Source organism: Microbacterium sp. NPDC096154, assembly GCF_040302945.1.
Lineage (GTDB): Bacteria > Actinomycetota > Actinomycetes > Actinomycetales > Microbacteriaceae > Microbacterium.
This window is the reverse complement of sequence record NZ_JBEOSM010000015.1, coordinates 17,867-38,424: the sequence shown is the minus strand read 5'-3', so window position 1 is coordinate 38,424 and position 20,558 is coordinate 17,867. Positions and strand designations below refer to the sequence as shown.

Sequence of the window (20,558 nt, the reverse complement as noted above, 5' to 3'; positions counted from 1 at the left end):
ATACCCCTGATAAGCCAAGCTACTATCAATGAAACGGTCACACAATACAACTTTACCTTCGTGTAGAGCTGGTGCTACCTTCTCAACTAGATGTTGTCTACGAGCAGCCGCATACAATAAAGCTTCTGTTCTCGCATCCATCATCGTGTGAGCGGAGTCTAAAATTACTTCACGTATTTTTTCTGCAATCATAATGCCACCAGGCTCACGAGTAATAATATAGCTTATATTTTTTTGCTCCAGTGTTTGGGCGAGCTTTTTTAACATTGTTGTTTTGCCGACGCCTTCTCCACCTTCAAGCGTAATAAATAGTCCTTTTCCTGCCATGAATAAACGGCTCCCCTTCATCAAAGCTTACAAACCTTTATCATTTTCAAACTAGGATCACAAGCACCTAAGCTGGTTGCATTTAGTTCTCTTAATTGCATTATACGCTTTAGTATGTGTTCTGTAATCAATTCTTGTGGATATAATAATGGTATTCCAGGTGGATAAGGTATGATCATTTCTGCTGATCTTCGACCAACCCCTTGCTCAAGCGGAATCATTTCCGTATTTTCATCTGATATAACAGATAAGCTAAACTGTACAGGCTCAAATCCCTCTTCTTCCACTAACCAATTGTTCCACGTGAAAAAATCATTTGCTTTGTTTTCTGTTTCTTCCATACTAAGTTGTTCTAAAGCTGCTAACAGCCTATCGACATCCCTTGTTGTAGTTCCTTGCCCTAAAGCAAACACGACATAACGCTCATCACACATCTCAGGTATACAGCCCATCTCACATAACCTGTTTTGTAATTCGTAGCCGCTCCATATGCCTAATGCATCACAAATTACAATTTTCAAAGGATCTTGTTTATCATATGCACTATTGACGTTCTGTGCTCCTGCCTGCTGTGCATCTGCTTGACGTCCATCTTCCTTCAGTTCATCTACTGTACATCCATCGTCCTGTCGTTCATCTGCTTTTTGTTCCACTGCCCTCTGTGGTTCTGTTGTCGTTAGGTCTGGATTTAGTATACGATATCGCTTTAACTGCCCAATACCGTCACGAAGCATCTGAGCAGCTATTAACGGCTCTGCAAAAATAGATCCCCCATGCACCTCTAACATAAACCTAGTACTGTCTAATGAAGCCATAATAGGATAGGAAGGGCTAGAACTTTGAATCATCGTTAAGCGTTGCGCCAACAACGTGCGCTCTATATACTCTCCTTGAATATGTAGCATTGAGCCCATCGTCATTGCGGATAACATTTTATGCGTGGACTGAACAACCCCATCGACACCAGCATGTAATGCACTATTCGGAAAATCAACATGTAATCCAAAATGGGCACCATGTGCTTCATCCACAAATACAGGAATATGATAACTATGACAGAGTTCCACGATATTAGCTAAGGTAGAAGAAACCATACCGTAATAGTTAGGTTGTGTTAGCAATATACCCTTCGCATTTGGATAACGCTTTAATGCCCGTTGGATCGTAGTAATAGAAGGAATAGTTGCTAAGCCACTTTCTTGATCAATTTCAGGCGTTAAAAAAACAGCTTTGGCATGAGCAAGCATCAATCCGTGTATCACCGACTTATGTACATTTCTTTGCACTAGAATAATATCCCCAGGGTTGGTACAAACACTTAATATTAAAGCCTGATTCCCTGCTGTGCTCCCACCTACTAGAAAAAAGGTCTGATCTGCACCAAAAAAACGTGCCGCATATTTCTGAGCCTCTAATATTGCACCTTCCGGTTGATGCAAATTATCTGTGCCTTCAATTTCAGTAACATCAATCTCAAGGATGGGACCAAATATTTCATTTGCCTCAGCAAAATATGAATAAGCCTCTCCATTTTTATGACCCGGTACATGGAAGGATATATCTTTTTTCCCTTTATAACGTAATAGGGCGGAAACTAACGGTGCTTGTGTACTATTTGTATGCTGATTGCATGTATCTATCAACTTTTTGTCTACCATGTATAAATCCTTTCAATATATCATCAATGATGGGAGTACTCCCTCTAGTTTACCTTTGTTAAGTTCCCCTGCCAATATAAACAAAAAATAAGGCAAGACAAAAGGACCTCTTCTCCATATACAAAGAATCGGCCCTCTAAATATCATCATACATTCTCTTTCATCCAAATCTGTTTCATGCGGTGTATAAAAAAATGATATTTCTCCTCTTGTACGTCAGTACGTACCATCTCACTCTCGCAAGCATCACATATAAACTCCGAAACGATATGAATGCCATCTTCCTTTTGCTGTCCACATATAATACATGTGCATTTGGCAAGCTCATTCATTCACGATCCCACCCTACTCGTTTTACTATTAGTATGACACAGTTTCTATGAATTTAAACCCTTTCATAGTAACTGAATTACTATATAATATGTATCACTAATGTTATGGGTGTCTGTACAGCTTAAAATCTCAATTATTTCTCCACTATTTCCGATATATTAATTACAAGCCATTCAATTTTAACTAATATGCAATAATATAACGTTAGCTTAAGGGGGATTGTGTGATTGATGACCGATCAATCCAATTCAAATGCAACATTTTATCATTATCGACTACTTAAAAAAATAATATTTCCTAAATCGTTTTTATTAAGTTATGTTATGCTACCGATAATTTGGCTTGCTGCCGAAATGATTGTGATTAGCTGGACAAGTATTTTCTATTTTATTATTGCTATGCTCATTACAGCTTGGATTCAATATGTTATTGCAAGATCTATCCTTATAGTTATCAATCATTCTTACCATAAGCGATGGAAATTTTCCTATCGTTTACCTTGGATCGGCTATATGCCAGATCAATATATTCCATACTCTAGCTTTCGTAAAGTTCATCTTCATACGGCTTGGATCGGCTGTATCATTATCGCAGCGATTATCCCTTGGTCTCCCTTTGAATTTATGTTCTCATTGCTATTCTGGCATTTATGGCTTATGGTGCCTAAGCAGTTTACGATTACAGGGTTAAAGAGACAACCTAAGGATGGTGTTCTGAAATTAAATGAAAGAGACTTGTCCTACTACAAGCCATAATGACATTTAACTTAACAAAAACAAATTTTATATCGCTTATTTACACCATTTTCATAAACATTTAAAATAATAAATTAATAAAACGGTCTATTCCCTAGTTTAGCGGAATAAGACCGTTTATCATTTTAAAGTCTAATGCTAGACTATATAACAATGACATTACCTGACACTTTAGTTTAAAGTCATATTTTTAAATTATGGTTTCAAACTAATAACTTTTGATATTATGGGTTGCTATCAATGTCCTCTGGTTGCCCATTATCGTTATCATCACTGCGATTCTTGCTAAACTCACTGCTTTCAATCCCTTGAATGACTAGGTTGCGGTCCTGCTTCGGCACTAAGATGGTAAAACCATTCTCCTGTACAGTTACTTGAACGATTTGATTGCCCTTTTCATATACAACCGTATTGCCTGCTTCAGCACTTTCCTTCTCTACCCAACCCCAGTCCAAAATAGTCTCTTGGTATTGCTCTGGAATCTTATCCTTCTCATGAAAACCACTAAAAGTATATTGAATATAACGCATCTCAGAATTAGTCAGCATAGATTCGGAATGGGTTGCCTCTGCAGGGACAGGAAATGTCTTCTCAACAACAGCTCCTACATACTCATCCCAAGAAGGCTCAGAAGAACCACAGCCTGCAATGACAAGAAGCATGAACATGATCATACATAAAACCATACATGACATGTACTTCGTTTGTCTCACATTGATTCCCCTTCCCTAAACAAAATTATAGGCCAAATTTCCTATCTAAGTAACCTACACCTTATTATAACGAGAACCACCCCGATAATAATGACAAAAAAGTTACATTCATTTTGAAAGATACTATCTATTTTCATTCACTTTCAGAAAGCTGTGTAATCAACTATTCAAAAAGCTTGCTATCACTAGAGATAACTTTTGTAAGGGAAAATGAAAACTCTGGGAAGCCTGCAACATATGGCGTGTAATCATACAATTGTCTGCGCGCACGGTACGGCGACCTCGAGGCGGGCGCCGAGACCGGCGAGACCGCCGCGGTCGCGGGGCGCGTCGTGTTCAGCCGCAACACCGGCAAGCTCTGCTTCGCCACGCTGCAGGCCGGCGACGGATCGCGCGTCCAGGCCATGGTCTCGCTCGCGAACGTCGGCGACGAGTCGCTGCAGCGCTGGAAGGAGCTCGTCGACCTCGGCGACCACGTCGCCGTGTCGGGCGAGATCATCTCGAGCCGCCGCGGCGAGCTGTCGATCATGGTGTCCGCGTGGGAGATCGCCGCGAAGGCCATCCTGCCGCTGCCCAACATGTACACCGAGCTGAGCGAGGAGAGCCGCGTGCGCAGCCGCTTCCTCGACCTGATCGTGCGCGACACCGCCCGCACCACGGTGCGCGCCCGCGCGACGGTCAACGCGAGCCTGCGCGCCACGTTCGCCGACCACGACTTCGTCGAGGTCGAGACGCCGATGCTGCAGGTGCAGCCGGGCGGTGCGACCGCGCGTCCGTTCATCACGCACTCGAACGCGTTCGACACCGAGCTCTACATGCGCATCGCGCCCGAGCTCTACCTCAAGCGCGCGGTGGTCGGCGGCATCGACCGCGTCTTCGAGATCAACCGCAACTTCCGCAACGAGGGCGCCGACTCCACGCACAGCCCCGAGTTCGCGATGCTCGAGGCCTATCAGGCGTACACCGACTACAACGGCATCGCCGACCTCACGCAGGAGCTCATCCAGAATGCCGCCGTCGCGGTCGCCGGCTCGACCACGGTGACGTGGGCCGACGGCACCGAATTCGACCTGGGTGGCCAGTGGGATCGCGTCTCGATGTATCCGTCGCTCTCGGAGGCGGCGGGCGTCGAGATCACGCCTGAGACCGGCATGGACGAGCTGCTGCAGCTCGCCGAGGCCAACGGCGTCGAGATTCCCCAGCACGCCACGCACGGCAAGCTGGTCGAGGAGCTGTGGGAGCACTTCGTCAAGCAGCACCTGACACGTCCGACGTTCGTGATGGACTTCCCCGTGGACACCAGCCCGCTGGTGCGCGAGCACCGGTCCATCCCGGGCGTGGTGGAGAAGTGGGATCTGTACGTGCGCGGCTTCGAGCTCGCCACGGGCTACTCCGAGCTCGTCGACCCCGTGATCCAGCGCGAGCGGTTCGTCGAGCAGGCCAAACTCGCTGCGCGTGGCGACGACGAGGCCATGCGCATCGACGAGGAGTTCCTGCGCGCTCTCGAGCACGGCATGCCGCCGACGGGCGGCATGGGCATGGGCATCGACCGCCTGCTGATGGCCATCACGGGCCTCGGCATCCGGGAGACCATCCTGTTCCCGCTGGTGAAGTAGGCCTCCGGCCCGGGAGGTCATCGCCGACCGGCCGACCGCTTCGCACGGGAGCGTGCCGTGCGGGCGGAGCGGTCGAACACCCACTCGGGCAGGTGGCCCGCGCTGATCATCGCCGCGACGATGCCCGCCAGGCCGTGGTTGGGATCGAGCTCCCGCACCAGGCCCACATAGTGCGCGGCGTGGGTCGACCGGCCGAGCGCCCACGACAGCCAGGCCGCCGCGACCAGCGGACCGGCGCGGTTCGCGCGCGGGGCGCATGCGGCCAGCCGCCGTGCGAGCTCGAGCGCTCGCTCGAGCCGTCGCGGATCGACGCCCGCACCTTCCCCGGCCAGCCGCACGGGTCCTGTGGGCACGAGCGAGCGGTCACGCGTCCATTCGATCTGCCACGCCTGCGTCGCCACGCCCTCGTCGTAGCCGCCGCACCACTGGTGCAGGGCGACGTCGCGCAGCGCGGGGCGGTCGAGCAGCTGGATCAGCTGGGCGAGGGAGCGCGGCGACAGCTCGGTCGGGTCGTCGAGGATGGCGCTCTCGATCAGGGCGGGCAGGGTCGGGTCGCCGAGGGTCAGCGAGAACGCGCGCAGCTCGTTCGCCACCCTCTCGCGGGTGGCCAGGTCGGAGGGCGGCAGGGCGCATCCGGAGTCCTGATCGCCGCTGACGTCGTCGGCCGGGCCGTCGTCGAGCTCGACGTCGGCGGGCTGGATGTCGTCAAGCGGCAGATCCGGCCCTCCCGGCTCGAGGGGGTCGCCCCAGGCATCGGCCGCGACGCACAGCGTGTACACGGGCGGGAGACCGCACTCGTGTGCGCGGCGCAGCACCTCGTGCACGAGGTCGGCCCCGGCCGGGCGGCCGGCGCCGTCGCGGTACGCGGCGTCGGTGTAGACGACGATCGCCACCCGGTCGGCCTCACGCACCTTGCAGATCAGGCCGACCGCGGTCGCGGAGTACTCGGCGAGGTCGGCACCCGGCTCGGGCAGATCGATGCGCAACGCGCCGATGGTGCGCCTCTCGGCGAACGGCACGAGCACGAGGCTCTCGCGTGGCGTAAAGCCGGCGAGATGAGGCAGCAAGGAGAGGAAGCGGGCGGGCTCGGAGGCCTGGATCACGGTGGTCATGCACCGAGCGTCGTCGCGGGAGCGGCCCGCCGACCCCGCGAAGGACGGACGAGCGGCTCGATGGGGCCTGAGGACGAGCCATCCGCGCCTCGCTCACAGGTGAGCCGCGTAGCATGGACGGGTGGACGAGTACTGGCTGGCAGTGGTGTGGTCGCTCCTGCCGACCGTCGCGATCTGCATCATCTTCTGGTACGTGCTGCGCAGCATCCTGCGCTTCGATCGCACCGAGCGCCGGGCGTACGCGCGGATCGAGGCCGAGGAGCGCGCCAAGCGCGGTCTGCCGCCCCGCGACGTGGCCCCGAGCGCGGCCGCCGACAACGCGGCCGACTGACGCCCCGCGCCGCGTGATGTCGCGAACGGCCGTGTCGTCGGCTGCCGCTACGCTGGTGCCGTTGCAGGGAGAGGCGGTGCGGGCGTGGGGATGATCCTCGACTCGTCGTGGTGGATCGTCTCGTGGACCGTCATCGATGTGATCATCCGCGTCGTCGCGGTGATCGTCGTGCCGCGCAACCGTCGTCCCACGGCCGCCATGGCCTGGCTCCTGGCGATCTTCTTCCTGCCCATCCCGGGCCTTGCGCTGTTCCTGCTCATCGGCAACCCCCGGCTGCCGCGCGACCGCCGCCGCCGTCAGGAGCAGACCAACCAGTACATCCACGAGGCGCGGCAGTATCTGGAACGCGGCAGCCTGAGGCCCAACGAGCCGCCGTGGTTCACGTCGCTCGTGCGCATGAACCGCGAGCTCGGCGCGATGCCGCTCACGGGCGACAACGGGGCCCGGCTCATCCGGCACTACGACGAGAGCCTCGCCGAGATGGCCGCGGCGATCCGCGAGGCGAAGCACTATGTGCACGTCGAGTTCTACATCCTGAAGTCGGACGACACGACCGACGACTTCTTCCGCGCGCTCGAGGAGGTGCGCTCCCGCGGCATCCCGGTGCGCGTGCTGCTCGACCACTGGGCCAACCTGTCGAAGCCGTATCACCGCCGCACCCTGAAGCGCCTCGACGCGATGGGGGCCGAGTGGCGCTTCGCGCTGCCGATCCAGCCGCTCAAGGGCAAGTGGCAGCGCCCCGATCTGCGCAACCACCGCAAGATCCTGGTCGTGGACGGCGACCTCGCGTTCCTGGGCTCGCAGAACATCACGGACGCCAGCTACAACCTGCGGTCGAACGTCCGCCGCGGGCTGCAGTGGGTCGACGTCATGGTGCGGCTCGACGGGCCGATCGTGTCGAGCGTGAACGCGGTCTTCCTGTCCGACTGGTTCAGCGAGGCCGACGAGGTGCCGGAGGGCATCGACCTGCAGGAGATGGGGCCCGGATCGGGAGATCTCGACTGCCAGGTCGTGCCGTCGGGTCCCGGCTTCGAGGTCGAGAACAACCTGCGCCTGTTCCTCGGCCTGCTGTACGCGGCTCAGCGGCGCATCGTGATGGTGAGCCCGTACTTCGTGCCGGACGAGGCGCTGCTGCTGGCCATCACGGCCGCCACCAAGCGCGGCGTGCACGTCGAGCTGTTCGTGTCGGAGGCGGGGGACCAGGCACTGGTCTTCCACGCCCAGCGCAGCTACTACGAGGCGCTGCTGCGCGCCGGCGTGCGCATCTGGCTCTACCCGAAGCCGTACATCCTGCACACGAAGGGGCTCACGATCGACGACGAGGTCGCCGTCATCGGGTCGAGCAACATGGACATGCGCTCGTTCGGCCTCAACCTCGAGGTCTCGCTGCTGGTGCGCGGCGAGGAGTTCGTGCAGCAGATGCGCGAGCTCGAGGCCGAGTACCGCGAGCTGAGCCGGGAGCTCACGCTCGACGAGTGGATGAAGCAGCCCTTGCGATCGACCGTGCTCGACAATCTCGCGCGGCTCACGAGCGCCTTGCAGTAGCCGCCCGTCGCTCCTCCGCCTTGGGCTGCTTCGCCGGCACGTCGTGTCCCTTCGGCACGCCCACCTTGAGGTTGCCGGCCTCGATGCGGCACGAGACCCGCGTGGCCACCCCGAACTCGTCTCCGTCGAGTTCGACGGGCTGTGGGATCGGGGTCGCCGCCTCGGCGGCGATCCCGCGCAGGTAGCGCACCGACGTGCTGCGGCCGCGGCGCTCGAGCACGGCGCGTCCCGCCCGCGTGCGCCGCAGCACCGAGTTGTCCCACCACACCTTGCGCCACACGCCCAGCCAGCCCAGCGGGCCCGTGGGCTGCATGAGCGCCACGTCGAGCTCGCCGTCGGTGATGGAGCCGTCGGGGATGAGCGAGATGCCCCCGGGCAGCTCGCCGCAGTTCGCGAACAGGATGCTCTGCACCTTGGCCGAGTGCAGGCGCGCCGACGTCGGGATGGCCTGCGTGTTTCCCCTGCCGGTGCGCTTCTTGACGATCTCGTACATGACGCGGAAGGGCTCGGCGCCGGCGAGCGACCGAGCGGCGCCGTCGATGTACGCCACCCAGCCCACCGATTTCTTCAGCTCGGGTCGCGTGTTCGCGATCATCGCGGCGTCGAGGCCCATGCCGGCCATCACGACGAAGGCGTGCTCCTCGATGTGCCCGTCCGGGCGGCGCAGCGCCGCCACGCAGATGTCGACGTCGACCGTGTCGCCGTCGAAGGCCCCGGCGACCACCTCGTCCTGCCCGTCGAGCGGCAGGCGCAGGTTGCGGGCGAGCAGGTTTCCCGTGCCGCTCGGCACGATGGTCAGGGGCACGCCGGATCCGCGCATCGCCTCCGACACGGACCGCACCGTGCCGTCGCCGCCCGCCACCAGCACGGCGTCCACACCCTCGTCGAGGGCCTCGCGCGTGGTCTTCTGGCCGGGATCCTCGACGGAGGTCTCGAGCAGCAGCGGCGGCTCCCACCCTGCCTCGGCCGAGTGCCGCTCCACGAGCGCGCACAGCGTGGGCCCGTCGACCTTGATCGGGTTGAAGACGAGCGCGGCGCGGCGGCGTGCGGGGGGCTTCTCGTCGGTCATGCAGCCACTCTAGGGCGGCGACCCCGAGGCCGGGCAGGCCTTGCGATCGACGCGCGCGTGTGCGATCCGCGCGACGTGGCGCCGCGCGGGTGCAACGACAGCGGGCCGGACCGCCGACGCACAGGGTGTCGGAGGCCCGCCGATACGATGAGGCGGTGAGTCACCGCAGTGAACCGACCACCGACGCCCCCGAGGACGAGGGCTTCCTGACCGGACCGGGCGAGCCCGCCGGCATCACGATGTTCGGCCCCGACTTCCCGTTCCCGTTCGACGACTGGATCGCCCACGAGGCGGGCCTCGGCTGTCTGCCTGAGCAGGCCCACGGCCGCGAGGTCGCGATCATCGGCGCGGGGCTGGCGGGCATGGTGTCGGCATACGAGCTGATGAGCCTGGGCCTCAAGCCCGTGATCTACGAGCCCACGCGCATCGGCGGGCGCCTGCGCACGCACCGCTTCGAGGGCGGCGACGGGGCGATCGCCGAGCTCGGCGGCATGCGCTTCCCGCGCTCGGGGCGGGCGTTCTTCCACTACGCCGACAAGCTGGGTCTGAGCCACCGCCCGTTCCCGAACCCCCTGACCGAGGCCGCGGGCAGCACCGTGATCGACCTGTGGGGCGAGACGCACTACGGACGCACGCTCGACGACCTGCCCGAGTTCTTCCGCAGCGTGTCGGACGCCTGGGACGCCGCACTCGAGGAGATCGGGTTCACGCAGCTGCAGGATGCCATCCGCGCCCGCGACGCGGGCGAGCTCAAGCGCCTGTGGAACCAGCTGGTCGAGACGTGGGACGACCGCACGTTCTACGACTTCATCGCGAGCTCGGAGGCGTTCCGGAAGCTGTCGTTCCGACACCGCGAGGCCTTCGGGCAGGTGGGCTTCGGCACGGGCGGCTGGGACAGCGACTTCCCGAACTCGATGCTCGAGATCCTGCGCGTCGCGGTGCTCGAGTGCGACACCGACCAGCGGCTCATCGAGGGCGGCGTCGAGCAGCTGCCGCGTGGCCTGTGGGACCTGCCCGTGCGGCCGGGGAGCCCGTGGCCCGAGGGCACGACGCTCGCCTCGCTGCACGGCGGCGCGACGCTGCCCGCGGCGTCGGCGATCTGCCGCGCCGACGACGGCACGTCGTTCCTGGTGCGTGACCGCTGGGGCACGACGCGGACGCACGACGCCGTGCTGGCCACCTGCCAGAGCTGGCTGCTGACCACCGAGATCGACTGCGACGAGAGCCTGTTCTCGCAGGACATGTGGATGGCCCTGGACCGCACGCGCTACATGCAGTCGACCAAGACGTTCGTGATGGTGGACCGCCCGTTCTGGAAGGACGTCGACCCGCGCACGGGGCGCGACACCATGAGCATGACGCTCACCGACCGCCTCACGCGCGGCACGTACCTGTTCGACAACGGTCCTGACCGGCCCGCCGTGATCTGCCTGTCGTACTCGTGGATGTCCGACTCGCTGAAGATGCTGCCGCACGACGTCGGGCGTCGCGTCGACCTGGCGCTGAACGCGCTGGCCAAGATCTATCCCGACGTCGACATCCGCAGCCACATCGTGGGCGACCCCGTGACCGTCACGTGGGAGGACGACCCGTACTTCCTCGGCGCCTTCAAGGGGGCCCTGCCGGGGCACTATCGGTACAACCACCGCATGTACACGCACTTCATGCAGGATGACGCGCCCGCGGCCGAGCGTGGCATCTTCATCGCGGGCGACGACGTGTCGTTCACCCCCGCGTGGGCCGAGGGGGCCGTGCAGACGGCGCTGAACGCCGTGTGGGGCGTCATGCGGCACTTCGGCGGCACGTCGCACGCCGACAACCCTGGGCCGGGCGACCGGTTCGCCGAGCTCGCGCCCGTGGCGCTCCCGGAGTAGGCCGTGTCACGCCCGCTCCGCATCGCCGCGTGGCAGTGCCCGTCGCGCCCGGGCGACGTGGCGGGCAACCTCGCCCGTCTCGACGCGGCCTGTGCGCGAGCGGCGGGAGAGGGCGCGGATGTGCTCGTCACGCCCGAGATGTTCGTCACCGGCTACGACATCGGCGCCGCACGCACTCGCGAGCTGGCGGAGCCCGCCGACGGGCCGATCTTCCACGCCGTGGCGGCGCTGACGCGACGCCACGGCGTCGCGGTCGTGTACGGGTACCCGGAGGCTTTGGAGGGCGGCGGCATCGCCAACGCGGCGCAGCTGATCGACGACGGCTGGGCTGTGGGCGGGCACCGCAAGGCCCACCTGTTCGGCGGCCTCGACAGCGAGCGGTTCGTCCCTGCGGTCGAGCGGCCCGCCACGTTCGAGCTGCGCGGCCGCCGCGTGGGCATCCTGATCTGCTACGACGTGGAGTTCCCCGAGGCGGTGCGCGCCCTCGCGCTCGCCGGCGCCGAGGCCGTGCTGGTCCCCACGGCCAACATGGTGCCGTACGAGATCGTGTCGGAGGTCGTGGTGCGCGCACGCGCGTACGAGAACGGCGTGACGGTCGCCTACGCGAACTACTGCGGCACCGAGGGCGACCAGGCGTACGCCGGCCTCAGCACGATCTGCGGCCCGGACGGGGCCGTCCTCGGGCTCGCACCGGCAGAGGGGGAACAGCTGATCGTCGCGGACGCCGCAGGACAGCGGGCGCCGTACCTGCGCGACCGGCGGGGCGACCTGTACGACTGAGGAGATCGCGAAGACGGGGTGGGGAGGATCATCCTCCCCACCCCGTCAGCCCGTCGAGCGCATGTCGATCAGCGGAACGCCTCCAGGCCCGTGATGTGGCGGCCCAGCACGAGGGTGTGCACCTCGTCGGTGCCCTCGTACGTGCGCACCGACTCGAGGTTGTTGGCGTGACGCAGCGGCGAGTACTCGGCCGAGACGCCGTTGCCGCCCAGGATCGTGCGCGCCTCGCGCGCGATGCCGATCGCGTCGCGGGTGTTGGCGAGCTTGCCCACCGAGATGTGGTGCGGCTGGATCCTGCCGGCCTCCTTCAGCCGGCCCAGGCGCAGCGCGACCAGCTGGCCCTGCGTGATCTTCACGGCCATGTCGGCCAGCTTGGCCTGCGTGAGCTGGAACGACGCGATCGGGCGGTTGAACTGCATCCGCTCCTGGGCGTACGTCAGCGCCGTCAGGTAGCTGTCGCGCGCGGCGCCGAGCACGCCCCACGCGATGCCGTAGCGCGCCTCGTTCAGGCACGAGAACGGCGCCTTCAGGCCTCGCGCCTCGGGCAGCTGCGCCGAGGCGGGCAGCCGAACGTCGGCCATCCGGATGTCGCACTGGATCGACGCGCGCATCGACATCTTCGGCTCGATCGGCGTGGCCGTGAAGCCGGGGGTGTCGGTCGGCACGACGAAGCCGCGCACGCCCTCGTCGGTCTGCGCCCAGATCACGGCGATGCCGGCGATCGAGGCGAGGCCGATCCAGCGCTTGGAGCCGTTGAGCACCCAGTCGTCGCCGTCACGGCGTGCGAACGTGGTCATGCTGCCCGGGTCGGACCCGGCGTTCGGCTCGGTGAGCCCGAAGCAGCCCACCAGCTCGCCCGCCGCCATGCGCGGCAGGTATTCGTTCTTCTGCTCCTCGGAGCCGAACTTGTAGATCGCCGACATGGCGAGCGAGCCCTGCACCGACACGAACGTGCGCAGGCCCGAGTCGCCGGCCTCGAGCTCGAGTGCCGTGAGGCCGTACTCCACCGCGCCGCGGCCGGGGCAGCCGTAGCCGGAGTAGATCATGCCGAGCGCGCCCATCCGGCCCAGCTCGGGGATGATCTCGGTGGGGAAGTGCGCCTTGTCGTACCACTCGGCGATGTTCGGGCGGATGTGCTCGTCCACGAACGCGCGCACCGTGTCGCGCGTGGCGAGCTCCTGCTCCGTGAGCAGGTCGTCGATGTCGAGCAGGTCGGCGGGGCCGGTCATGCGAGGGTCTCCTTGATCTTCGCGACGAGGATGTCGACGCCGGCCGCGACGAGCTCGGGCTCGGCGATCAGCGGCGGCAGCAGGCGGATGACGTTGCCGTGCGTGCCGGTGGTGAGCGTCAGCACGCCGGCCTGGTGGCATGCCTTGGAGATCGCCGTCGTCAGGTCGGGGCGGGGCGTGAGGTCGGGGTCGGCGAACTCGATGGCGAGCATCGCGCCGCGGCCGCGCACGTCGAGCACCTGCGGCAGCTCGTCGACCAGCGGCTTCAGGCGCTCGAACACGACCTGCTCGATGCGGGCGACGTTCTCGAGCGTCGCCGGGTCCTCCAGCACCTCGAACACGGCCAGAGCGGCCTCGCACGCGATCGGGTTGCCGGCGTAGGTGCCGCCGATGCCGCCGGCGTGCACGGCGTTCATGATGTCGGCCCGGCCGGTGACGGCCGAGATCGGCAGGCCGCCGCCGAGCGCCTTGGCCGTGAGCGTGATGTCGCCCGCCACCCCCTCGTGCTCGCTCGCGAACAGCGTGCCGGTGCGCCCGAGGCCGGCCTGGATCTCGTCCATCACGAACACGATGCCGTGGCGGCGCGCGAGGTCGGCGAGGCCCGAGAGGAAGCCCTGCTGGGGCACGTTGAAGCCGCCCTCGCCCTGGATGGGCTCGATCACCATGGCCGCGAACGTCTCGGGGCCCTCCTCGGCGAGCACGCGCTCGACCTCGGCCAGCGCGCCGGCGGTGTCGAGACCGCTGCGCAGCGCGTTGCCGTTGGTCACGCGCACGACGTCGCTCGTGGGGAACGGGCCGAAGCCGGCCTTGTAGGGGTGCTCCTTGGCGGTCATCGACATCGTCAGCAGCGAGCGGCCGTGGTAGGCCTCGTCGAACACCAGCACGCGGCCGCGGCCCGTGAACCGGCGGGCGATCTTGACCGCGTTCTCGACGGCCTCCGCGCCGGTCGAGAACAGCGCCGTGCGCTTCTCCCAGTCGCCCGGCACATGGGCGTTGAGCCACTCGCCGACCCGCACGAACGACTCGTACTCGGTGACCATGAAGCAGGTGTGGGTGAACTTCGCCGCCTGGGCAGCCACGCGCTCGACGACCTTCGGGTGGCTCGCGCCGACGCTCGTCACCGCGATGCCGCTCGCGAAGTCGATGAAGCGGTTGCCGTCGACGTCCTCGAGCACAGCGCCGTGCGCCTTCTCGATGAACACGGGCAGCGTGACGCCGAAGCCGTCGCTGATCGCGGCCGTGCGCTGGGCGTGCAGCTCGCGGGAGCGCGGACCGGGGATCTCGGTGCGGATATGAGGCGCGCCGGACTCCGGCGCGGAGAGGCGGGCGGCCTCGGGGGACGAAGTGGTCATGCGGCACACGCTAGCGGCGGCGTCCGACGTCGTGGTGGATGGTTCATCCTGTGATACCTCGTGGGCGTGCGGAACGCACATCCTGCCTCACAATGGACGCATGGTGTCGCTCGCACAGCTGGTGTCGGAGGTGGGCGACGCCCTGCGGGCGACGGCGCCCTTGCCGACGCCGTCGCCCGTGGTGACCGGCGTGCACGTCTCGGAGCTGATCGATCCGACGCCCTACCTCGACGGCGGCGAGCTCGTGCTGACGACCGGCGTGCCGTTCGCGGTGCGCGGAGAGCAACCGGCCGCGTACGTCGCGCGGCTGGCCGCCCGCGGTGTGAGCGGCCTCGCACTCGGCCTCGGCGAGGGCTTCGACGAGGTCCCCGCCGCGCTGGGAGAGGCGTGCCGGGCCCACCGCGTGCCGCTGTTCGCGGTGCCGTCCGAGGCGCCGTTCCAGCGTCTGACCCGTGCGTACTGGGCGCTGGTCGCGGGCGGAGACCGGGCCGCCATGGTGCAGTCGCTCAGCGCACAGGCCCGCATCGTGAGAGCGATCGGATCGGGCGACGGCAGCGGGCAGGATGCGACAGCCCAGATCGTGCGCACGCTCGCGCAGTCGCTGGGGGGCTGGGCGGCCTACCTGCCCTACGACGACGCGCGCCTGCCGATCGCCTGGCCCGCGACCCACACGGGCCTGCTGCCCGAGGTGCGCCGCGAGACCCGGCGCCTGTTCTCGGGCACGGCGCTGGCCGCGGCGACCTTCGAGGTGAACCGGCACGACGTGGTGGCCTACCCGGTGTCGTCGGCCGACGCTCATCCGGGAGCGCTGGCGCTCGGCGCAGGGCGTCCGCTGACGGCGGCCGACCGGCTGCTCGCCGTGACCGCCCAGGCAGCCCTCGCGACGCTGCACGCGCGGCCGGTGCCGGCACCGGCCGCGCCGCTCGACGAGCTCGTCACCGAGCTGCTCGCGGCAGGGCACGTCGAGGCCGCACGCCTCGTCGCGCGGCGCGCGATGGCGCGCCGGCCGGCGCCCGCCGACGACGAGGTCGCGGCGTGGGTGTCGTCGCTCGCGGCGACCCCGCTGCTGCCCACCGTGCGCGAGCACCTGCGCGGCGGGTGCCGCTGGGAGCGCACCGCCCGTGCGCTGGGCGTGCACCGCAACACCGTGCGCCAGCGCATCGCCGCCGCCGAGTCGCTGCTGGGCCGCTCGATCGACGACGCCGACGTGTCGTCGCGACTCTGGCTCGCGCTGCGCGACGCGGGGTAGCCAGCCCGGGCAGGTCAGTCGGCGTCGAGCCAGGCGCGCACGTCGTCTCCGTGCTCGTCGAGCGCCGGCGCCGCGCGGCGCGGTGGCTCGAACGGCGGCTGCCAGAGCACCGGATGGCGCACCTGCCGGCCGTGCGAGGCGCCGTCGGCGCCCATCACCTCGATCGTGGGCTCCAGCCCGATCCGCTCGGCGAACGCCAGGCCCTCGGCGATGTCGCCCGCCTGCCCGGCCGGCACCCCGACGCCGTTCAGGCGCTCCTGCCATTCGGCTGCGGGCGCGGCAGCCAGTGCCGCCTCGAGCGCCTCGCGCAGGGCGGGGCGGTTCGCCACGCGCTGGGTGTTGGTGCGGAAGCGCTCATCCTGTGCGAGCTCGGGCACCCCGACAGCTGCGGCGAGCTTGGCGAACTGGCCGTCGTTGCCGCACGCGATCGCGAGCGGGCCGTCGGCGCAGCGCAGCAGCTCGTACGGGGCGATCGACGGATGCATGTTCCCCATGCGGGTGGGGGACGCGCCCGCTCCCAGATGGGCGGCGGCCTGGTTGGCCAGCGCGCCCTGCAGGCTCGACAGCAGCGACACCTCGATGCGCGACCCCGCGCCGGTCTGCGCGCGCCGGCGCAGGGCGGCGAGCACGCCGATCACGGCGTCCTTGCCGGTCAGCACGTCGACCAGCGCGACACCGACCTTCATGGGATCGCCGTCGGCCTCGCCCGTGATGTGCATGAGCCCGCCGAGGGCCTGCACCACGAAGTCGTACCCGGGGAGCCTGGCACCGCCCGCCGACCCGAAGCCCGTGATCGACACGTAGACGACACCGGGGTTCTGCCGCGCCACGTCGTCGTAGCCGAGGCCCACGCGCTCGAGCGTGCCGGGGAGGAAGTTCTCGATCACCACGTCGGCGCGGATCGCCAGGCGCCGCGCGCGCTCGCGGTCTGCCGCGTCCTTGAGGTCGAGCGCCACCGACTCCTTGTTGCGGTTGACTCCCTCGAAGTAGGTCGCTGCGTGCGGGCTCCACGGCGGACCCCACGCGCGGGTGTCGTCGCCCGCCTCCGGCCGCTCGACCTTCACGACGCGTGCGCCGAGGTCGGCCAGGGTCATCGTCGCGAGCGGCCCCGCGAGCACGCGCGAGAAGTCGGCGACCAGGATGCCCTCCAGCGGCGCGGCCGCCGAGGGCGATGCGTCGTGGGCCGGCCCCGTCATCCGTTCCACTCCTCGGCCAGCAGCGCGTAGTTCATCCCGTCCATCCACTCTCCCGATCGATGCAGTCCTGTCTTGCGGCTGAACTCCTCGCGCCGCATGCCGAGGCGCTCCATGACGCGCCACGACGGCTCGTTCGCCGCGAAGCAGCCGGCGTGGACGCGGCGCAGGCCGAGCTGGGTGAAGCACACGTCGATCACGGCGCGGATCGCCTCGGTCGCGTAGCCGCGGCCGTGATGCGCCGGGTCGAGCGTCCAGCCGAGCTCGGCCTGCACGCCCCTGCCCTGCTCGGCCACCTCGGCCTGCGTCCAACCGTCCTCGGCTTTGACCATGAGGTCGCCGATCGGCTCGCCGTCGCGCTCGATCACGAGCTGCATCGCCAGGCGCTCCGGATCGACGAACTGCGCGCGGTAGACGTCGAAGTCGGTGGGCGCGCGCGTGATCCACTCGCCCACCTCGGGCAGGCGCCGCCATCGCCAGGTCGTCTCGGCGTCTTCGGGGCGGGCGCGGCGGATGGTCAGCCGCTCCGTGCGCACGGGCCACGTGGCGGCGTCGAGGGGATCCATGCCCATCAGCGTATGGGGCGTCTCGTCTGCATGACGCCGGACCGGTTCCGGGCGCTCGGCCTGAGTGCCGGCGGCGGCTCTCGGCCCGGGATCAGGCGACGGACTCGTCGCGGCGTGCCGGGGCGTGGGGGCGGGCGGGGCGGCGCCGGCCGTCGTCGGCGCGTGTGCGGAACAGGTCCGACGTGATGTCGGTCAGCAGCACCGACGGCTCGACGCCCAGCGCCTCGGCGATGCGGACGAGCGAGTGCAGGTTGGTCAGCGAGCGGCCGCTCTCGTGCGCACGGATGTTGGACGAGTCGATACCGGTCGCGGCGGCCAGCTCATCCTGCGTCCAGCCCTTCGCCTCGCGCGCGGCCCGGATGTTCTCGCCGATGCGCTCGGCGGCGGGGGAGGGAACGCGGGGCACCGCAACAGCCTGGATGTGCCCGGGCAGAGGCACCAGGGTGTGGGTAGCCGGTGACTTGTGCCCTAGAATCGGGCGCGTCACCGGGCCCCCTGAGCCAGCGCCCCGCACCCGGCGTCTGCTCGTCCCGCGGAGATCTGCGCGGGCGCGGACCGTTCTGCCGGTTCCGCGCCGCAGAAGTGCAGATCTCTGCGGCGGGTGCAGCGGCACCCGGACCGCGTTCGTCCCCGAGGGGAGCGGCGCCATCGCCGAGTCCTAGACTGGCCGGGTGATCGATCCCGTTCTGCTGCGCGACAACCCCGACCTCGTGATCCGCTCGCAGGTGGCGCGCGGGCGATCGCCTGAGACCGTCGAGGCCGCGGTGGAGGCCGAGAAGGCCCGCCGCGCGGCGATCACCGCGTTCGAGGAGCTGCGCGCCGAGCAGAACGCGTTCGGCAAGCTGGTCGCCGCAGCGCCCAAGGACGAGAAGGCCGCGCTCGTCGCCCAGGCCAAGGACCTCGCGAACCGCGTCAAGGACGCGCAGCAGGCCGTGGCATCGGCCGAGGAGGCGTTCGCGTCCGCCATGTCGCAGATCGAGAACGTGGTGATCGACGGCGTGCCCGAGGGGGGCGAGGACGACTTCGTCGTGCTGCGCGAGGTGGGCGAGAAGCGCTCCTTCGAAGCGGCCGACTTCCCCGAGGGGCCCCTCGACCACCTCGCGCTCGGCGAGAAGCTCGGCGCGATCGACATGGAGCGCGGCGCCAAGGTCTCGGGTGCCCGGTTCTACTTCCTCAAGGGCGTTGGCGCGCGCCTGGAGATCGCGCTCATGAACTACGCGCTGAGCGTCGCGCTCGAGTCGGGCTTCGAGCCCGTCATCACGCCGACCCTGGTGCGCCCCGACATCATGGCCGGCACCGGGTTCCTCGGCGCGCACGCCGACGAGATCTACCGCCTCGAGGCCGACGACCTCTACCTGGTCGGCACGAGCGAGGTCGCCCTCGCGGGGCTGCACAAGGACGAGATCCTCGACCTGCAGGGCGGCCCCGTGCGCTACGCCGGCTGGTCGACGTGCTACCGCCGTGAGGCCGGGTCGTACGGCAAGGACACCCGCGGCATCATCCGCGTGCACCAGTTCAACAAGCTCGAGATGTTCGTCTACACGACGCCCGACCAGGCAGAGGCCGAGCACGAGCGCCTGCTCGCGCTCGAGGAGCGCATGCTGCAGTCGCTCGGGCTGGCGTACCGCGTGATCGATGTCGCGGCCGGCGATCTCGGCTCGAGCGCCGCGCGCAAGTTCGACACCGAGGCCTGGGTGCCGACGCAGGGCGCGTATCGCGAGCTCACGTCGACCTCGAACTGCACCACGTACCAGGCCCGCCGACTGGACATCCGGCACCGGCCCGAGGGGGCTGCCAAGACCGAGCACGTCGCGACCCTGAACGGCACGCTCGCCACGACGCGCTGGATCGTCGCGATCCTCGAGACGCACCAGCGCCCCGACGGGTCGGTGGTCGTGCCCGAGCCGCTGCGCCCCTACATGGGCGGCCTCGACGTGCTGGAGCCGATCGCGTGACCGCCGGCCGCAAGCTCGTCGCGCTCGACCTCGACGGCACCGTGCTGCTCGAGGACGAGACCTTCAGCCCCGGAGTGCAGGATGCCGTGCGCCGCACGGTCGAGGCAGGCCACATCGTGACCATCGCGACCGGTCGCAGCTGGGAGGCGACCTCGCACATCCTGCACGGGCTGTCGATCCTGCCCGAGTACGTCGTCTGCTCGAACGGGGCGGCCATCCTGTCGCGTGACGCCACGCAGGAGACGGGCTACGCGCGCCACACGACCGAGACGTTCGACCCGACCGAGGTGCTGACGCTGCTGCACGAGCACCTGCCGAACGCCAACTACCTCGTGGAGCTGGCCGACGGCACGCGTCTGTACACGCATTTCGTCGACGACTGGGGGCTGAACCGCGACACCGCCCAGCGCGTCGACTTCGAGGACATGAAGGGCCGGCAGGTCGCCCGCGTCGTGGTGGTCTCGCCCGAGCACAACGACGAGGAGTACGAGGGCATCGACTTCATAGAGGTGGTCGAGCGGATCGGGCTCAACCACGTCTCCTACGCCGTCGGCTGGACGGCCTGGCTCGACATCGCGCCCAAGGGCGTCGACAAGGGCACCGCGCTCGCGCAGGTGTGCGAGCTGCAGAACATCGACCCGGCGGACGTCGTCGTGATCGGCGACGGGCGCAACGACATCGGCATGTTCCGGTGGGCCGCGCGCAACGGAGGCCGGGCGTTCGCGATGGGCCAGTCGCCGGAGGAGGTCGTGGCGGAGTCGACCGACATCACGGCGTCGGTCGAGGAAGGCGGCGTCGCCGAGGCGCTCGCCCTGGTCACGTCCGGGGCATCGGCCGGCTGACGCCCGCGACACGTGTCCGGCGTGACGGCCGTCGACCGGGCGAGGCCCCGTAGCACCGC

General features: G+C 65.2%; 19 protein-coding genes and 1 pseudogene. 9 read left to right on the top strand and 11 right to left on the bottom strand.

Going from position 1 to position 20,558, the window contains the following annotated elements:
• From tmk to ABTW64_RS14895, 3 genes are all read right to left on the bottom strand, one after another.
• A partial coding sequence (gene tmk / locus ABTW64_RS14905) for a dTMP kinase (RefSeq protein ID WP_350623690.1) occupies nt 1-327 on the bottom strand: 327 nt, incomplete at its 3' end.
• Between the two features lie 20 nt (nt 328-347).
• On the bottom strand, nt 348-1,985 hold the full coding sequence (locus tag ABTW64_RS14900; RefSeq protein ID WP_350623688.1) for an aminotransferase class I/II-fold pyridoxal phosphate-dependent enzyme: 1,638 nt from the start codon (nt 1,983-1,985) through the stop codon (nt 348-350).
• 146 nt (nt 1,986-2,131) lie between these two features.
• Nucleotides 2,132-2,317 carry a sigma factor G inhibitor Gin gene (locus ABTW64_RS14895; RefSeq protein ID WP_210090913.1) on the bottom strand — a complete coding sequence of 62 codons (186 nt, stop codon included), beginning with the start codon at nt 2,315-2,317 and terminating at the stop codon, nt 2,132-2,134.
• Between the two features lie 231 nt (nt 2,318-2,548).
• On the opposite strand from ABTW64_RS14895, the gene ABTW64_RS14890 reads away from it, so the two are divergent.
• The gene (locus tag ABTW64_RS14890) at nt 2,549-3,073 is read left to right on the top strand and encodes a hypothetical protein (RefSeq protein WP_350623685.1); all 525 of its coding nucleotides are present in this window, start codon (nt 2,549-2,551) and stop codon (nt 3,071-3,073) included.
• A 224-nt stretch (nt 3,074-3,297) separates the two neighbouring features.
• Here the strand turns inward: ABTW64_RS14890 and ABTW64_RS14885 are convergent, their stop codons facing one another.
• Nucleotides 3,298-3,747, bottom strand: coding sequence for a hypothetical protein (locus ABTW64_RS14885; protein WP_350623683.1), 450 nt, complete (start codon nt 3,745-3,747; stop codon nt 3,298-3,300).
• A gap of 299 nt (nt 3,748-4,046) precedes the next feature.
• Between ABTW64_RS14885 and lysS the strand changes: the two are divergent.
• A pseudogene (gene lysS, locus ABTW64_RS14880) lies at nt 4,047-5,402 on the top strand (lysine--tRNA ligase); the annotation flags it as partial.
• A 17-nt stretch (nt 5,403-5,419) separates the two neighbouring features.
• On the opposite strand, the gene ABTW64_RS14875 reads toward lysS, so the two are convergent.
• Nucleotides 5,420-6,514 carry a DUF4192 family protein gene (locus ABTW64_RS14875; protein WP_350623681.1) on the bottom strand — a complete coding sequence of 365 codons (1,095 nt, stop codon included), beginning with the start codon at nt 6,512-6,514 and terminating at the stop codon, nt 5,420-5,422.
• 121 nt (nt 6,515-6,635) lie between these two features.
• Between ABTW64_RS14875 and ABTW64_RS14870 the strand changes: the two genes are divergently transcribed.
• Nucleotides 6,636-6,845: a hypothetical protein gene (locus ABTW64_RS14870; RefSeq protein WP_350623679.1), complete on the top strand. Its 210-nt coding sequence runs from the start codon at nt 6,636-6,638 to the stop codon at nt 6,843-6,845.
• Between the two features lie 90 nt (nt 6,846-6,935).
• Entirely contained in the window at nt 6,936-8,390 is a 1,455-nt protein-coding gene (cls, locus tag ABTW64_RS14865) for a cardiolipin synthase (protein WP_350623692.1), read from the top strand.
• On the opposite strand, the gene ABTW64_RS14860 is transcribed toward cls, so the two are convergent.
• The gene (locus ABTW64_RS14860) at nt 8,371-9,459 is read right to left on the bottom strand and encodes a diacylglycerol/lipid kinase family protein (RefSeq protein ID WP_350623677.1); all 1,089 of its coding nucleotides are present in this window, start codon (nt 9,457-9,459) and stop codon (nt 8,371-8,373) included. The genes cls and ABTW64_RS14860 overlap by 20 nt on opposite strands.
• A 239-nt stretch (nt 9,460-9,698) precedes the next feature.
• On the opposite strand from ABTW64_RS14860, the gene ABTW64_RS14855 reads away from it, so the two are divergent.
• Both ABTW64_RS14855 and ABTW64_RS14850 read left to right on the top strand, forming a co-directional pair.
• Entirely contained in the window at nt 9,699-11,333 is a 1,635-nt protein-coding gene (locus ABTW64_RS14855) for a flavin monoamine oxidase family protein (protein WP_502892344.1), read from the top strand.
• A gap of 3 nt (nt 11,334-11,336) precedes the next feature.
• A complete protein-coding gene (locus tag ABTW64_RS14850) occupies nt 11,337-12,113 on the top strand; it encodes a carbon-nitrogen hydrolase family protein (RefSeq protein ID WP_350623673.1) in 777 nt (258 codons plus the stop codon).
• A 68-nt stretch (nt 12,114-12,181) separates the two neighbouring features.
• On the opposite strand, the gene ABTW64_RS14845 is transcribed toward ABTW64_RS14850, so the two are convergent.
• Nucleotides 12,182-13,342, bottom strand: coding sequence for an acyl-CoA dehydrogenase family protein (locus ABTW64_RS14845; RefSeq protein ID WP_350623671.1), 1,161 nt, complete (start codon nt 13,340-13,342; stop codon nt 12,182-12,184).
• Nucleotides 13,339-14,694: an aminotransferase class III-fold pyridoxal phosphate-dependent enzyme gene (locus ABTW64_RS14840; RefSeq protein WP_350623668.1), complete on the bottom strand. Its 1,356-nt coding sequence runs from the start codon at nt 14,692-14,694 to the stop codon at nt 13,339-13,341. The genes ABTW64_RS14845 and ABTW64_RS14840 overlap by 4 nt, the downstream gene beginning before the upstream one ends.
• 100 nt (nt 14,695-14,794) lie before the next feature.
• Here ABTW64_RS14840 and ABTW64_RS14835 point away from each other — a divergent pair, with 100 nt between their 5' ends.
• Nucleotides 14,795-15,943 (top strand): PucR family transcriptional regulator ligand-binding domain-containing protein, encoded by a 1,149-nt coding sequence (locus ABTW64_RS14835; protein ID WP_350623666.1) that lies wholly within the window; start codon nt 14,795-14,797, stop codon nt 15,941-15,943.
• 14 nt (nt 15,944-15,957) lie between these two features.
• Here ABTW64_RS14835 and ABTW64_RS14830 read toward each other — a convergent pair whose 3' ends face one another.
• From ABTW64_RS14830 to ABTW64_RS14820, 3 genes are all read right to left on the bottom strand, one after another.
• Complete coding sequence (locus tag ABTW64_RS14830) at nt 15,958-17,139, bottom strand: CaiB/BaiF CoA transferase family protein (RefSeq protein ID WP_350623664.1); 1,182 nt, start codon at nt 17,137-17,139, stop codon at nt 15,958-15,960.
• Nucleotides 17,136-17,702 (bottom strand): GNAT family N-acetyltransferase, encoded by a 567-nt coding sequence (locus ABTW64_RS14825; protein ID WP_350623662.1) that lies wholly within the window; start codon nt 17,700-17,702, stop codon nt 17,136-17,138. The genes ABTW64_RS14830 and ABTW64_RS14825 overlap by 4 nt, the downstream gene beginning before the upstream one ends.
• Before the next feature lie 91 nt (nt 17,703-17,793).
• On the bottom strand, nt 17,794-18,108 hold the full coding sequence (locus ABTW64_RS14820; protein ID WP_350623660.1) for a helix-turn-helix domain-containing protein: 315 nt from the start codon (nt 18,106-18,108) through the stop codon (nt 17,794-17,796).
• Nucleotides 18,109-18,373: 265 nt separating this feature from the next.
• Here ABTW64_RS14820 and serS point away from each other — a divergent pair, with 265 nt between their 5' ends.
• Together serS and ABTW64_RS14810 are read left to right on the top strand one after the other, a co-directional pair.
• Complete coding sequence (serS, locus tag ABTW64_RS14815; protein WP_350623658.1) at nt 18,374-19,657, top strand: serine--tRNA ligase; 1,284 nt, start codon at nt 18,374-18,376, stop codon at nt 19,655-19,657.
• Nucleotides 19,654-20,499: an HAD-IIB family hydrolase gene (locus ABTW64_RS14810; protein ID WP_350623656.1), complete on the top strand. Its 846-nt coding sequence runs from the start codon at nt 19,654-19,656 to the stop codon at nt 20,497-20,499. Before serS ends, ABTW64_RS14810 begins: the two co-directional genes overlap by 4 nt.
• The last annotated feature ends 59 nt before the right edge of the window (nt 20,500-20,558 follow it).